The organism is Pseudomonas huaxiensis (genome assembly GCF_003231275.1).
Classification (GTDB): Bacteria; Pseudomonadota; Gammaproteobacteria; order Pseudomonadales; family Pseudomonadaceae; genus Aquipseudomonas; species Aquipseudomonas huaxiensis.
Genome location: NZ_QKVL01000026.1, coordinates 80,672 through 95,628 on the forward strand (window position 1 = coordinate 80,672; position 14,957 = coordinate 95,628).

Consider the following 14,957-nt stretch of genomic DNA (forward strand, 5'->3'; position numbering starts at 1 on the left):
AAAGGAAACGTCCAGAAATTTGAAAAAAGAGGATGAGTTGCAGCCGGTCAGGCCCGAAGCGCTTGACCACCTGCCTGGCGCACGCGAACGTGGCGCCTGACCCGTCCCGAGGGATATCGCAGGCGTGACGCTGCCGTCTTCCAGAGCCCGTGACAGAGAGGCGAAGGCACACTCATGGAGCAACCTCGGGAATAAAAAAGAATCATAACCAGAATTAGTTGCATGACTATAAACTAATAGCCGTCAGGCAGACAAGACGGCCACACGACCGTCGTTTTCCATTGAGGAGAAAGCATGAAAAACCCGGATCAACCTCCGGCTCGCGGGCGACCGCGAACCATCACGCCAGAGCGGATCGCCGAAGTGGGCATCGAGATCGGCCTGCCGAACATCACGTTCGTCGGCGTCGCCGCCGCGCTCGGGGTCAGCCATATGGCGCTGTACAAACATGTGGCCAACCTGGAAGCGCTCAAGCGCCTGGTGGCTGAAGCGATCTTCACCCGCTGGCAGATTCCGCGGGCGGGCGACGGTGAACAGGTCAGCCTGCGGAACTACCTGACCCTGTTCACCACCTCGGTGCGCGAGTTCGTCAAAGCCCATCCCGGTCTGACGCCCTACGTGATCCGTCGCTCGGCGGCGACACAACCCATGATCGACAAGATCGGCGGGCATCAGCTCCACATCGCCGAGGCGTACGGCATCGCCCAAGACCAGGCGCGCTGGCTGCTCGCGACCCTGGCGTTCCACGGCATCGCCGTGGCCGACACGGTGTATTCGGTCGCGGGCCAGGGCCTTTCCGACGACGCCGAACGCGCAGCCGAAGAGGCGGAGATGGAAGCGGAACTGATCCAGGGCATGCGCGCGCTGATCGTCGGCGCATTGGCCCTTCTGGAAGAAGACGCACCTGGTGATGCGGCAGCGCTCCCGGCCAGTTGAACCCTCACCTGCGCATGCGCCGTTTGTTCAAGCGCCACCAAGCGCACCTGGCCGAGACTCGCCGCTCCATTCTTCAAGGAGCAGCGAGATGCGCAGCCTGTACGGTCCAGTGTTTTTCTTCGGTTTCATCGGTGCCGGGGTGTTTCTCATCACCCACGACGCGAGCCCCGGCTGGCTGCTGTTATTGCTACTGACGGCGATAGGCGTGAGCGCGCTGTGCGAGCACCTGTGGCCGTATCGGCCGCACTGGAACACGCCGCAAAACGACAGCCGCCGGGACACCCTTCACGCCGCCGTCAACGAAAGCCTCAACGTGCTGAGCGTGGCCGCCATCCCCCTGATCGCCGTGGTGCTGCCCGATATCGGTATCTGGCCGAGCCACTGGCCGGTTGGCGCGCAATTGCTGCTGGCACTGCCCATCGCGGATCTGGGCATCACCCTCGTGCACTACGCCAGCCACCGTTGCGCACCGTTGTGGCGGTTGCATGCGGTGCACCACAGCGTCACCCGGCTCTATGGTTTCAACGGGCTGATGAAGCACCCGCTGCACCAGTTGCTCGAAGCCCTGGGCGGGACGTTGCCGTTACTGCTGTGCGGGTTGCCGCAAGAGGTCACGGCACTGTTGGCCTTCAGCATTTCCATCCAGTTGCTGCTGCAGCACAGCAACGTCGACATGCGCCTCGGCGCGCTGCGCCATGTGTTCGCCTGGGCGCCGGTGCATCGCCTGCATCACTTGAAGTACGGGACCAACGGCGATGTGAATTTCGCACTGTTCTTCAGCGTGTGGGATCGCCTGCTGGGCACAGCGCTGCATTTGCCGGATTACGCGCTGGCCAACGATGACCTGGGGATCGGCGACCACCCCGACTACCCGGTGGCCTACTGGGCACAACTGCGCCAGCCGTTTACCGGCGCCCAGGCGACGCACCCGCCCGCCCCCTTGCCCGCCGGCCTGCGCGATGCGCTAGCCGATCACGTGCAGGCGTAGATGGCGCACGCTGTGGTCGGCGCGAATGCCGAAGTGGCGGCGGATACAGCGCGACAAATGCGCGGAGTCGGCGAAACCGGCAGTCGCCGCCGCGGTGGTCAGGCTGTTGCCCGACAAAGCGAGTTGCAAGGCAAACCGCAGACGCTGCCACAGCACCAACCGGCGCACAGATGCGCCCAGTTGTCCGCTGAACAAGCGCTCCAGTTGGCTAATGGAAAGTGCCGCCTCGTTGGCCAGCACGGAGGCCGGCAGCGTGTCGGCGTCGAGCAGGCGAATACGCTGCAGCGCCTTGGATAACCTAGGCTGCAAGGCACGACGGGGAAGGCTGTTCAGCGTTTCGATCAACTGCTGAGGGTCGCCCCCGGCCTGCTCGCAGGCGTGCCGCAATGCCGGCAATTCGAACGCCAGCGGCTCGGCGAACAGGCTGATCAGCGGTTGCTCGGTGAGGATCGCATGCTGTCGCCCCGACTCGATCGGCACCACGGCGCCGCGCTCGAGCGTGCCGTCGACCAGCGCCTCGACGCTGCCTTCAGCGGCGATCAGCACCTGATGGGGATAGTGCGCGTGGTCGTCGGTGTGGCCTGCCCGCCCGGCGATCAGGCAGTAGTCGGTTGCCAGCCAGAGGTCACCTTGCCAGCGCGGGTCCGGTTGCTGCTGTTGCACGGGTTCCTCCGAGTTTTTTAGCCAAAGTCGCCAAACAGCTTTGCGCGCTTCTTATTCAAAAACGGCATTTACTTCGCCGTTTTTATTCTTTCACCACTCAGTACCATTCGTTCATAGTCCGCCCACTGTCTGTTGCAAATGGACAGGGCGCACCGTCACGAAAGGACGCCAAGATCGAATCGCTGGCTGAACACCTTACACAGGGGCAAGGCAGCAGCTTTTTTTGCGTGAAAGACATGACTGCTTCAAGCGCGGAAAATCGGGAACGAATCGGGCAGCTTTTCAAACTCAATTACCAGTGGCTCTGCGCGCGCGTCCGCTCGCGCATGGACTGTCCACACAATGCAGAAGACATCGCCGCAGAAACCTTCGCCCGCGTGCTGACGATGCCCGATCCGGCCGCGTTTCGCGAGCCCCGGGCCTTGTTGAGCACCATCGCCCAGCGGCTGATCTATGAAGGCTGGCGACGGCGCGACCTGTCGCGCGCCTATCTGCAAGCCATGCAAAACATCCCCGAAGTTTTTCATCCCTCACCTGAAGAACAGATGATGCTGATTGAAAGCCTGATGGCGATCGACCAACTGCTGGACGGTCTCAATCGCCAGGCCAAAGCGGTGTTTATCCTCAACCAGATCGAGGGCCTGCCCTATTCGAAGATCTGTGAACGGCTGGGGATTTCCCTCGGCACCGTCCACGGCTACATGGCCCAGGCACTGCGTTGCTGTTATCAGGTATTCGATTCATGAAGCATGCACCTGACCGGGCCTTCAAAGACCCGATCGCCGAAGAAGCCATCCTGTGGATGGTGCGCTTGCAGTCCGGCGAAGTCAGCCCCGGCGAGCACCAGGCGTTCGAAACGTGGCGCGCCACCGACAGCCGCCACGCCGACGCTTTCAGGCGTATTCAGATCGGCCTCGATACCGCGCAAGGTTCGCCGCTGCGCGGACGCCCGAGCGCCCCGATACTCCACGCCATCAATGCGCCGTCCGGGCGCCGCACATTCTTGCGCAACAGCCTGGCACTCGGTGGCCTGGCCTTGTCGATCGGCCTGCTGGGCCGCGCGGTGCAGTGGCCCTCGCCCAATGAGCTGCAAACCGGCACGGCCGAGCGCCGCAACTGGCAGTTGGTCGATGGCAGTCGCCTGCAACTCAATGCCCGCAGCCGGGTGTCCACTGCCTTCGTCGACAATCAGCGCCAGTTGCAACTGCATCAGGGCGAACTGGTGCTGGACGTGGCCAAGGACGCCCATGTGCCGTTTGTCCTGCGCACGGCCCAAGGTGTGATCAGGAGCAACGGCGGGCGCCTGATGGTGCGTCAGAACCCCGAGGCGACACGCATTGCCACGCTGGACGGACCGCTGCGACTGATACCCGAGCACGGCGCCGTGGTCACCATCGAGTCGCGCCGCAGCGTGCTGTTCGACAACAAGGCCATCGTCCATCAACAACCGCTGATGAGGGGCGAAGCGGCCTGGCTGGATGGTTGGCTGGAAGCGCGCAACCAGCCACTGGCCGAGGTTGTCGAGACGATCCGCAGCTACCGCCCGGGCATCGTCAGGCTCGACAGCAGCCTTGCCGACCTGACCGTCAGCGGCTTGTACCCGCTGGACAACAGTGACCAGTCGCTGGAAATGCTCGAACAGCAACTGCCCATCAAGGTGCGGCGCTTCAGCGCGTACTGGATCAGCATCGATCGCGCCTGAGCCGGTTCTATCGATAAGCCAAAACGATCTAGGGCAAAACTGAAAATTCACTGAAGCAGTTGCTCATGGAGGGAACATCTCCGTGAATAGTGAAATTCGAAATGCCGACACCGTCCCGAACCTTCGCCCTTGCCCCACTCGCCTATGCCCTGCTGCTGAGCCTCGCCGCGGTGCCGGAAATCGCCGCGGCGGATGACAACGCCAAAGCCGATCAGCACCGCGAGTACTTCGCCATCGACGCCGGCCCGCTCGCCGACACCCTGCTGACGATTTCTCACCAGACCCGCACGCCGATCTCCTTCGACCAGGCCTCGCTGGAAGGTTTGAACAGCCCAGCCATTCGTGGCGATCTCAGCCGCGACCAGGCCATCGACCGCGCGCTGCGCGACACCGGCCTGCAGGCCAACTACACGCCCAGCGGCGCCATCGTGATCAGCCTCGCCGGCGCCAAGCGTTCAGCGGCGCAACCGGTCAAAGCCAGCCGCGCGCACACTTCGTCCCCGGCGGCGCAATCCGATACGACGCTGGCCACCGTGGTCACGCTCGGCACCCGGCGGCAGGATGTCACGGCGCTGAAAAGCCTGGCGCCCGTCGAGCTGATCAGCCCCGAGCAGATCCAGAACACCGGTGCCGTCACGCTCAACCAGGCGCTGACCCAACTGGTGCCATCGTTCAACTTCCCGCAGGGCCAGAACGCCTCCAAAGGCACCAGCGCGGTTCGTGCCGCCTCCCTGCGCGGGCTGAGCCCCGCCTACACGCTGATCCTGGTCAACGGCAAACGCCGTAACCCCACCGGGCGCCTGTCAGGCGTCGATCCGTGGGGCGCCGATCAACTGGTGGAGCTGAACAACATCCCCATCAGCGCCATCGAGCGGGTGGAAGTCCTGCGTGATGGTGCCTCGGCGCAGTACGGCTCGGATGCCATCGCCGGCGTCCTCAATATCGTGCTCAAGGAGCGCGACAGCGGCGGTGGCCTGCAGACCCGTTACGGCCAGTACAAAAAGGGCGACGGCGAAACCCGCAACGCCAGCGGCTGGTGGGGCACCAGCCTGCCAGGCGACGGCTTCCTCACCCTCAGCGCCGATGGCTTGAGCAACAACCCGGTGGACCGCAGCGGCGTCGACCACCAGTACGTCAACGCAGGCCCCGCCGGCGACCTGAGGACGGGGCGCTGGGGCCAGGGCGGACGCGAACAGGGCTCGCTGCTGGCCAACGCCGAGCTGGGGCTGAACGACCAGGCCAGGCTCTACACCACGCTCAACTACGGCTACTCGAACAACATCAACGATGTGAACCCCAACTACGCCAGCTCGCGGGACAACATCAAGGCGATCTACCCCAACGGCTTTCAGCCACGGGTCTCGGAAAAACGCTATGACCAGTCAGCGGTCGCCGGCCTGAAATACGCCGACGATCTGCTCGGCAACTTCGACCTGTCGGTGTCCTACGGCAAGAACGAGGTCAAGGGTTACCTGGAAAACAGCCTCAGCCCGAGTTATGGCCTGGCCACCGCAACGCACTTCTACCGCGGCGCCAGCGAGAGCAAGACCACCAACCTCGCGCTCGACTGGGACCACGAGCTGAACTTCAGTTGGGCACCCTCGCCCTGGACCCTGTCGGGCGGCGCCGCCTACCGGCATGAAAACTTCGCCATCAACGAGATCGGCGACGAGCAATCCTGGGACTACGGCGGCGGGCTGATCCCCGCAGGCCAACTGGGTGCCGGCCAGCGCGCGCGGTTTGGCGCCGTGGACATCGCCGGCATCAACCCGGACGACCTTGGCAGCCTGTCGCGCAACGTCTACGGCTTGTACGCGGGCCTCGAAGGTCACCTGACCGAGAACCTCGAACTGGGCACCGCCTTGCGTGCGGAGAACTATTCGGACTTCGGCGACACGGTCAACGGCAAGCTGTCGGCGCGCTACACCTTCACCCCGGAGTTCGCCGTGCGCTCCACCTTCAGCACCGGCTACCGCGCACCGAGCCTGGGCCAACTGTCGACCCAGACCACCACCTACACCGGCAACTGGAGCTTCGACGGCGGCGCCGCCGCGCCAGGCCGCACCCGTCTGTTTCGCCCTGGCGACAGCGCCGTGGCAGCCTTCGGTGCCAAGGACCTGGACGCGGTAAAAGCCCGCAACCTGTCGCTCGGTTTCGTGTGGACACCTACCGACCGCACGTCGTTGACCATCGATGCCTACCGCATCGATATCGACGGCAACATCCTCGCCACCTCCACCCTGCAAGACCCCGCCAACAACAGCTCCACGGCCGTGCGCGACATCCTCGCCCAGGCCGGCCTCAGCGCATTTACCGGCGCCTCGTTCTACACCAACGGTTATGACACCAAGACCCGTGGCATCGACGCCCAGCTCAAACATCGGCTGGACCTTCAAGCATTCGGCCGGCTGGATCTCGGCGCTGGTTTCAGCGTTACCGACACCAAGGTCAGCAACGTGAAACAGGGCAGCGTGCCGACCCGCACGGGGACCACCCTGTTCACCCGCGACGTGCTGCTCAACCCGGAAAACGGCACGCCGGAAAACAAGCTGATCCTGTCCAGCGACTACACCCTGGGCAAGTGGGGCGTGAACGTCCAGGCCACCCGGTTTGGCGAATACACCTACAACCATCCCACCCTCGCCAACCAGGACCAGACCTTCAGCGCGCAATGGGTCGTGGACCTCGATGTGCGCTACCAGTTGACCCGCGAGCTGGGCCTGAACGTGGGCGCCAACAACCTGTTCGATACCTATCCCGAGAAGTACAAGTCGTTCAACCAGGTCAACGGCATCAACCGCTACGGCTTCATCGCCCCGGCCGGTGCGTCCGGCGGTTTCTATTACGTCGGTTTGAACTACCAGTTCTAAACGGGGAACAGCAGCATGAATCGAGACATTCACAGCGCCCCGCCGCCGCAGCGGTTGTTCATCCAGCTCGCCCGGTTGAGCGGACACCGGGCCAGCCCACGGGCACTGGTGAAGACTGCGTGGTTCATTCCCTTTCTCGGCCTGATCGCGGTGTTGTTCGTCTGGCCGCTGATCATGCTGGTAGTGGGCGCGTTCCGCAGCAAGGCGCCGTTTCTGCCGGGCGAGTGGACGCTTGCCGCGTGGCGCGTGGCGTTCCACAACCCCGGCATGCTCGCGGCTGTCTGGGCCTCGGTGAAGATCGCGCTGGTCAGCACCAGCGCCTCGCTGCTGCTGGCCATCGCCCTGGCGTTTATCAGCGAGCGCACCGACTTGCGGGTACGCCGCTGGATCATGCCGAGCATGCTGCTGGTGTTCGTCACGCCCGGGATCTTCTACGCCATCGCGTTCACCCAACTGGCCAACCCGTGGACCGGCCTGCTCAACGATGCCCTGCGCCACGGGCTGGGTATCGAGACGCCGTGGCTGAACATTCAGGGCTGGTGGGGCATTTACACCGTGCTGATCCTGAAGAAAGTGGCGCTGACCTACCTGTTCATCGCCGGCGCATTCCGGGCGCTGGACAGCTCCCATGACGAGGCATCCTTTTTGTCGGGCGCCGGACCGTTACGCACCTTCCTCAGCATCAATCTGCCCAGCCTTGCCCCGGCGCTGACCAGCGTCGCCCTGCTTGGAATCATTGCCGGGCTGCAGGTGTTCGAGCCGATCCTGATCCTGGGCGGCCCAGACAACATCGTGGTGATCGCCACCTTGCTGCTGAACCTGCTAGGCGGTGGCGCCGGGCCCGCCGACTATGCCCAGGCGAGCATCCTGTCGAGCCTGTTCGTGGCCTTCGTTGCCTTGATCTACCTGGGGCAACTGCGGGTGCTGGGCCGCAAGGGCTTCGTGTCGGTCAGCGGCAAGTTTTCCAGGGCCCGGCTGTTGCGACTGCGCGGCCTGCGCTCATTGGTTTCCGCGCTGGTGGTGCTGTTTCTGCTGGTGTCATTCGTCTTGCCGCTGGGGGCTCTGGCGTTCTCCTCCATCCAGCCTTACCCCGGGGTCTACAGCGGCTTGTCGCTGGCCCGCTACGTCAGCGTTCTGGAGCAGCCACGGGTAATAGAAGCAATCCGGGTAACGCTGGTGCTCGGGGTGATTGTCGGCGCGGTGGTCATGACCCTGGCCTTCAGCGTCGCCACCCTCGCCCGGCAACTGGGCCGTCGCAGCCAGGCGGCGCTGCGCTTCGCCACCCTGATTCCGCTGGCCATGCCCGGCGTGGTCACCACCGTGGCGATCTCATGGGCGTGGCTGAGCATCCCGGCGTTCGCCCAGTTGTACGGTTCCATCTGGCTGGTGGCCCTGGCGCTGATCGTCACCGCCATGCCATTCGCCAGCCAGATCGCGCTGTCGGCCACCGCGCAGATTGCCCCGTCGCTGTCGGAGGCTGCGCGCATGAGTGGCGCAGGGCCCGTGCAGACCTTCTTCGAGATCGTCCTGGCGCTCGCCGCGCCCAGCTTCATTGCCGGCTGGTTCATGAGCGCACTGATGGTCTCCGGCAACCTGGAAGTGCCGTTGCTGCTCAAGTCCCCCGGCGTGAACACGCTGGCGGTCATCACCTACAACCTGCAAAGCGCCGGCGACTACAGCATGGCCGCCGCCCTGCTGATGGTGCTGATGGCGTTTTCGGTCTTTCTCTGGGGCGCGAGCCTTTTGACCCTGTGGGCCTTTCGCCGCGCGCGTCACCTCAACAATCACCGCAACAAGCAACGTGCCCTCGGTCTCACCGCCGGCACGTCGGGAGGCTTTTGACCATGAGCAGTGTGACCCTCAACCATGTACGCAAAGCCTTCGACGGGCGCGTCAATGCCATAGAACACCTCGACCTGAAGATCGAACACGGCGAATTCTTCGTGCTGCTCGGCCCCAGCGGCTGCGGCAAAACCACCACGCTGCGCTGCATCGCCGGTCTGGAAGAACCGGACGCCGGGCAGATCCTGCTGGGCGAGCGCACGGTGGCCGATACGCAACAGGGCCTGTTCGTCGCGCCGGAAAAACGCAACATCGGCATGGTGTTCCAGAACTACGCGCTGTGGCCGCACATGACGGTGAGGCAGAACGTCGCCTACCCGCTCAAGACCCGCACCCGCCTTGGCGATGAGCAACACCGCCAGGTCATCCAAGCGCTGCAACTGGTGGGCCTCGAAGGCTACGCCGACCGTTACCCGGCCGAGTTGTCGGGCGGCCAGCAGCAACGCGTGGCCCTGGCGCGGGCGCTGGTGGCCCGCCCGGCGCTGATGCTGTTCGACGAGCCGCTGTCGAACATGGACGCGCAACTGCGCATTCGCCTGCGCCAGGATTTGCGCCGCATCCATGACGAACTGGGCTACACCGCGGTGTACGTAACCCACGACCATGCCGAGGCGCTGGCACTGGCGGACCGCATCGCGGTGATGAACGCCGGCAGGCTGGAGCAGATCGGCACGCCCAGCGAAATATTCCTCACGCCGCGCACCCGTTTCGTCGCCGAGTTCGTCGGCTTCGAAAACCTGCTGCGCGGCCAGATCAGCAAGACCTCGGGCGAACTGGCCCACGTTGCCCTCGCCGGCAGCGACTTGCAGCTTGTCTCCGGCAATCCCATCGGTCTCGCCGCTGAAACGCCGGTGTGGCTGGCGTTGCGCGCCGCGCAGATTGTCGCGGTGCCGCTGGATCATCCGGTGCCCGACAACGCCACCCTGCTGACCGGCATCCTGTCCCAGGTGACCTATGCCGGGGACCGCTACCTCGCCCAGGTGGTGGTCGAGGACCGCACGCTCGCCGTAACCCTGGCGCTGGATGTCTGGGGCACTTCAGCGCATACCCGCGAGTCGGTGTCCGGGCGCTCGGTGCATGTGCTGATCCAGCCCGGCGCCGCCGTGGTGATGCCGCGGGACGAACAGCCCGCACAGGACACCGCCGCCGCCACTCCCTCCCAGCGGGAGGCGGCATGAAGCGCCTGCCCTACAGCCTGCGCCTGACACTGGTGGTGGCCGCCCTGGCCGGCGTGTTCGCGCTGGGCACCCGCCAGGGCGCGTTCAGCGACGAGGAAGCGACCCAGCGCACCCGCGACCTGACCGGCAGCGCCGCGCAGCAGGCGGCGATGGAGTCGCTGTACCGCGAAGCGCTCAAGGCCGGCGAGCATCAGGTGGTGGTCTATCAGGCGGCCATGGACTACGAATGGCAGCCGCTGTGGTCGCGGTTCGCCCAGGCCTTTCCCGGTATCCGCGTGACCTACATGCACCTGTCGCCGACCGCCGTGACCGACCGGCTCGACGTGGAGAAAGTCACCGGCGCGCACTACGGCGACCTGATCAGCCAACCGGTGAACGTGGTCATGGACATCGCCGACCGCGGCTACCTGGAAGGCTGGCGCCCGCCGACTGCGGAAGACCTGGACACGCGCTGGCACTACAAGGACCAGGTCTGGTTCACCTTCAACAAGGTCTACGGCCTGGGCTACAACACCCAGCGCGTTGGCGAGGCGGCGCTGCCGAGCAACCTTGAACAACTGCTCGCCGATAAATGGCGCAACAGCTTCGAATACGGCGCGCCGGGCGGCGGCGCCGGCACCACCGACGTGGCCTTGCTGCAACTGCTGGTGCAGCAGCGCATTGGCGTCGAGCAACTGACCGCGCTGCGTGATCGCGGCGGCGCCGGCGGTGCGCAGGAAGCCGGCGTGATCAGCCTGGCGCAGGGGCGCCGGGCCTTGAACCCCTGGGCCTACCTGCCGCCGCTGATGCGACAACAACAACTCGGCGTGCCCATCGCCATCGACTACCCGGCGGACTTCACCTTGCTGGTGCCGTTCGGCCAGGGGCTGGTACGCCAGCCCGCCCATCCCCATGCCGCACGCCTGCTGCTGACCTGGCTGATGAGCCCCGACGCCCAGGCATTGCTGGCGAGCGAGGCGTTCTCGCTCGGCAACATGCCGGACGCCCCGCTGCCACCGGGGCTGCCCGCCCCGGCAGCGGAGCAGGCCCGGCACAACATGCTCAGCCCGCAAGACACCGCACGCGGCCTCAAAGAGTGGGTGCCCAAGCTGCGGGCGCTCTGGCAACAAACCCTGTGAGCAACGATCAAGGAATTGCACATGCCTGAACCGAAGATTGACCTGCACAGCCACTGGTTCTCCCCCACCGTCACCCGCCTGCTGAGCGAGCGCCGCCAGGGTGTGCGTATCGAACGTGCGCAAGCGGGACCGGTGGCGCTGGTGCGCGGCGTCGACGATGCCCTGCCGGCACGCTTTGACCTGGGCCCGCAATGGTTCGACCTCGACCTGCGACTCGAACACCTGGCTTCGGTGGGCATCGTTCACCAGCTTATTTCGTGGCCCACCACACTGGGCGTGGATCCGCTTTCTGCACCCGGCGAAGCGCTTGAACTGTGGCAGGCCTACAACAAGGATCTGGGCCAGTTGGTGCGCGAGCATCCTGCCCGCTTCTCCGCCGTTGCCGCGCTGTCCACCTCGGACATCGGCTGGTCCGTCGATGAGCTGGCCCGCGCCCATGAGCAGTGGGGCCTGATCGGCGCGGTGCTGCCGGTGAATGTGTTCGCCTCCAGCGAAGCGGCGGCGCACATCCGGCCCTTGCTGGTCGAAGCGCAAAAGCACCGTTCACACCTCTACCTGCACACCGGCAATGGCCACGCCAGCATCAGCGGCCAGCCGCCCGCGCCTGAAGCACGGGATATCGCGGCGGTCCGCTCGGCGGTCGCCACGGCCAGCGGATTTGCCAACGCGGTGTTCACGCTGCTGTTCACCGACCTGCTCGACGAGTTCCCGGACATCACCGTGCAGTTCGCCATGCTGGGCGGTTCCGGCACCTTCGCCAACCTGCTGGAGCAGTTCCTCGCCGCGCCGGAGCGCTACGGCGCCACCGACATCCGCAAGCGCCTGGCCCGCCTGACGTTCGACACCGGCGCCGCCGGCCGGGGCACCGAGGCCATTACCCATGTCGCCCGGGTGCTGGGCCACGAACATGTGGTGTTCGGCACCGACTACGCGCCGTTCGCCGACACCCGCGAGGTGATCGAAAACATCCGCCGCACCCCGCTGGATGCCGCTGCGCAACGCGACATCTTTTTCCACAACCCCGCCCGGCTGCTGCGCAGCAAAGGCGTGCCCCTGACTGACCTGATCTGACCTGATAGAGAGACCCGCCATGACCGTGACCACCCAACGCGTTGCCGTACCCGATGTGCCTGCCGAAATCGACGAAATCGTCGCCTGGCACAGCCACATCTACTTCTCCGAAGAAACCCGCCACATAGCCGAGCGCCTCAACGAAGAACTGCAGGACCGCTTCAAGATCTGGGACTACCGCTGGCTGGACCAATCCAACGGCCTGCACCCGACGCCGATGTTCCGCTTCGCCCTGCTCAAGGAAGACTTCGAGCGTTATGTGTACTGGATTCTCGAAGCGCGCCAGGGCCTGAGCGTGTTGCTGCATGCGATCACCGAGAACGTCTACATCGACCACTCCTACCTGACACTGTGGTTCGGCAAACAGCTCGACCTCGGGCTGGACGGCATGCGCGAAAAAGAAGCGCAACGCCTCGCCGGCGAACCGACCGAAGTGAACAGCGTGCTGCTGGTCGGCCAGCAACAGCACCTTGCCGGGACGGTGCGCTACCGCCCGGGTGACGACACCTACAAGACCCGCGACTGGCCGGCGCCGAAACTGGCCTGACCCCCACTGATAGCGCCAGCCCTCCCGGCGAGGGCTGCGCTGCCTGCCAGAACCGGTCATCCGGCCTGTTTGAATCCAAGGACTTCCATGACGTCGACCACGGTTCCCGACTCGCATATCCCCACACTGGCTTCGAGTCCGTTTCGCTTCACCCTGCAATTCGCCCGGCATTTCCTCGGTTGGTACTTGCTGATCGTGACCTTGCAAATCCTCTCCTCGGCCTGCGGCGTCACCGTGTCGCTGGCACTGGGTCAGGTGGTCGGGGCACTCAGCCACGACTTTTCCGGTCCGCGCGACCTCAACGCCGTCTGGCCGCCGCTGATCCTGTTCGTCGCACTCAATCTGGGCGAGCTGGTGTTTGGCCGCGTCGCCGGTTTTTGCCGGGTGCATGTGGCGCCGCTGCAACGCACCCGCGTTACCGCACACCTGTTCGCCTACCTGCAACACCACTCCCAGCGCTACATCGGCAGCAACTTCGCCGGCTCCCTGGCCAACCGCATTTCCGAGACGTCGATGGGCGTCAACATGACCCTGTGGGCGCTGATCTTCGACGTGATGCCGGTGCTGGTAACCATGGCCGTTGCGGTGATCATTCTGGCCGGCGCCAGCCCGTTGCTGGCCGGCTTCACCTTCGTCTGGTCCGTCGCCTTCGTGCTGCTGTCCTACGTGCTGGCGCGGCGCTGCCAGCCGTATTCCCGGCTGTTTTCCGCGGCCCGCAGCGAAACCACCGGGCGCGTGGTCGACGCCGTGAGCAACCTGACCGCGGTGCGTCTGTTCGCCCGCATCGGATTCGAACGAGCGCACCTGCAGCAATTCCTCTCCCGCGAAGTGGACGCCGCCCGACGTGCCTGGGGGTTCAACGAAAAGATCGTACTGTTCCAGACCAGTGCGTCACTGGTACTGAAAATCGGCCTGCTGGGTTTCGCCCTGTGGCAATGGCGCGAGGGCGTGATCGGCGTGCCCGAGTTCGTCATGAGCACCACGCTGTCGTTCGTGGTGATCGCCGAAGCACGCAACATCAGCCGGCGCTTTCTCGACCTGTTCGAATACTTCGGCAACATCGAGAACGGCGTGCGGACCATCGTCGTGCCCCATGAGATTGTCGACAGCGAACAGGCCCGCGACATCCGCATCGCCAAGGGCAGCATTGAAATCCGCAACCTCAGCTTCGGTTACCAGCCGGGCCAGGTCCTGTTTCACAACCTCAACCTGGTGATCCCGGCCGGACAGCGAGTCGGTCTGGTGGGCTATTCGGGTTCTGGCAAATCGTCGCTGCTCAACCTGCTGCTGCGTCAGTACGATCCACAGCAAGGCGTGATCAGCATCGACGGCAAGGACATCCGCCAGTTCACCCAGCATTCCCTGCATTCGCAGATCGGCCTGATTCCTCAAGAGCCGGGCCTGTTCCACCGCAGCCTGCTGGACAACATCCGCTATGGCGATCCCGATGCCAGCGAGTCGGATGTCGAGTCCGCCGCACGGCAAGCCCACGCCCATGACTTCATCGAAAAAATGGACAAGCGCTACCACTCGCTGGTGGGCGAGCGTGGCGTGCGGCTGTCGGGCGGCCAGCGGCAACGCATCGCGATCGCACGGATCATCATCAAGAACGCGCCGATCCTGATCATGGACGAAGCCACCGCCAGCCTCGACTCCATCACCGAGCAAGCCATCCAGGACACCCTGACCGAAGTGATGCGCGACAAGACCGTACTCGTCGTCGCCCACCGCCTGTCGACGGTGGCGCAACTGGACCGGATTCTGTTTTTCGACAACGGCCAGATCATCGAGGACGGCTCGCACGATGAACTGCTGTTGCGACCCGATGGCGCGTATCGCCGGCTGTGGGAGCGTCAGGTGGGGGGTGTGCTGCCGTTGCATGCGGTGGGGTGAGCGGCTTGGGCTTGGGCTTGAGTGCTGGGAGCTTATCCATTCGGTGTGGCGAGGCTGCCGGCCCCTTCCGCCTTTACGGCGGCCGACTTTTGTCTTGGCAAAAGTCGGCAAAACCGCTCGCTCCCGCATCCGGCCCTACGCTGCGCTCC

The 14,957-nt window shown here is 64.7% G+C and carries 12 protein-coding genes; 11 read left to right on the top strand and 1 reads right to left on the bottom strand.

The features are described from left to right. Nucleotides 1-294: 294 nt before the first annotated feature. Nucleotides 295-936 (top strand): TetR/AcrR family transcriptional regulator, encoded by a 642-nt coding sequence (locus tag DM374_RS22830; protein WP_110971923.1) that lies wholly within the window; start codon nucleotides 295-297, stop codon nucleotides 934-936. Nucleotides 937-1,024: 88 nt separating this feature from the next. Then, nucleotides 1,025-1,924: a sterol desaturase family protein gene (locus DM374_RS22835; protein WP_110971924.1), complete on the top strand. Its 900-nt coding sequence runs from the start codon at nucleotides 1,025-1,027 to the stop codon at nucleotides 1,922-1,924. Here the strand turns inward: DM374_RS22835 and DM374_RS22840 are convergent. After that, nucleotides 1,901-2,587: a helix-turn-helix domain-containing protein gene (locus DM374_RS22840; RefSeq protein ID WP_110971925.1), complete on the bottom strand. Its 687-nt coding sequence runs from the start codon at nucleotides 2,585-2,587 to the stop codon at nucleotides 1,901-1,903. The two genes, DM374_RS22835 and DM374_RS22840, sit on opposite strands and share 24 nt — an antisense overlap. Before the next feature lie 236 nt (nucleotides 2,588-2,823). Between DM374_RS22840 and DM374_RS22845 the strand changes: the two genes are divergently transcribed. From DM374_RS22845 to DM374_RS22885, 9 genes are all read left to right on the top strand, one after another. Continuing rightward, on the top strand, nucleotides 2,824-3,333 hold the full coding sequence (locus tag DM374_RS22845; RefSeq protein ID WP_110971926.1) for a sigma-70 family RNA polymerase sigma factor: 510 nt from the start codon (nucleotides 2,824-2,826) through the stop codon (nucleotides 3,331-3,333). Beyond that, nucleotides 3,330-4,289 (top strand): FecR family protein, encoded by a 960-nt coding sequence (locus DM374_RS22850; protein WP_110971927.1) that lies wholly within the window; start codon nucleotides 3,330-3,332, stop codon nucleotides 4,287-4,289. Before DM374_RS22845 ends, DM374_RS22850 begins: the two co-directional genes overlap by 4 nt. Before the next feature lie 101 nt (nucleotides 4,290-4,390). Further along, the gene (locus DM374_RS22855) at nucleotides 4,391-7,159 is read left to right on the top strand and encodes a TonB-dependent receptor (protein WP_110971928.1); all 2,769 of its coding nucleotides are present in this window, start codon (nucleotides 4,391-4,393) and stop codon (nucleotides 7,157-7,159) included. A 15-nt stretch (nucleotides 7,160-7,174) separates the two neighbouring features. Then, on the top strand, nucleotides 7,175-9,001 hold the full coding sequence (locus tag DM374_RS22860) for an ABC transporter permease (RefSeq protein WP_110971929.1): 1,827 nt from the start codon (nucleotides 7,175-7,177) through the stop codon (nucleotides 8,999-9,001). 2 nt (nucleotides 9,002-9,003) lie between these two features. Next, entirely contained in the window at nucleotides 9,004-10,179 is a 1,176-nt protein-coding gene (locus tag DM374_RS22865) for an ABC transporter ATP-binding protein (RefSeq protein WP_110971930.1), read from the top strand. Then, a complete protein-coding gene (locus DM374_RS22870; protein ID WP_110971931.1) occupies nucleotides 10,176-11,297 on the top strand; it encodes an ABC transporter substrate-binding protein in 1,122 nt (373 codons plus the stop codon). Before DM374_RS22865 ends, DM374_RS22870 begins: the two co-directional genes overlap by 4 nt. Nucleotides 11,298-11,318: 21 nt before the next feature. Continuing rightward, nucleotides 11,319-12,368, top strand: a complete 1,050-nt coding sequence (locus DM374_RS22875; RefSeq protein WP_110971932.1) for an amidohydrolase family protein — start codon at nucleotides 11,319-11,321, stop codon at nucleotides 12,366-12,368. Nucleotides 12,369-12,387: 19 nt separating this feature from the next. Beyond that, nucleotides 12,388-12,915, top strand: a complete 528-nt coding sequence (locus DM374_RS22880) for a DOPA 4,5-dioxygenase family protein (RefSeq protein ID WP_110971933.1) — start codon at nucleotides 12,388-12,390, stop codon at nucleotides 12,913-12,915. An 87-nt stretch (nucleotides 12,916-13,002) separates the two neighbouring features. After that, nucleotides 13,003-14,808 (top strand): ABC transporter ATP-binding protein, encoded by a 1,806-nt coding sequence (locus tag DM374_RS22885; protein ID WP_110971934.1) that lies wholly within the window; start codon nucleotides 13,003-13,005, stop codon nucleotides 14,806-14,808. Nucleotides 14,809-14,957 lie beyond the last annotated feature (149 nt).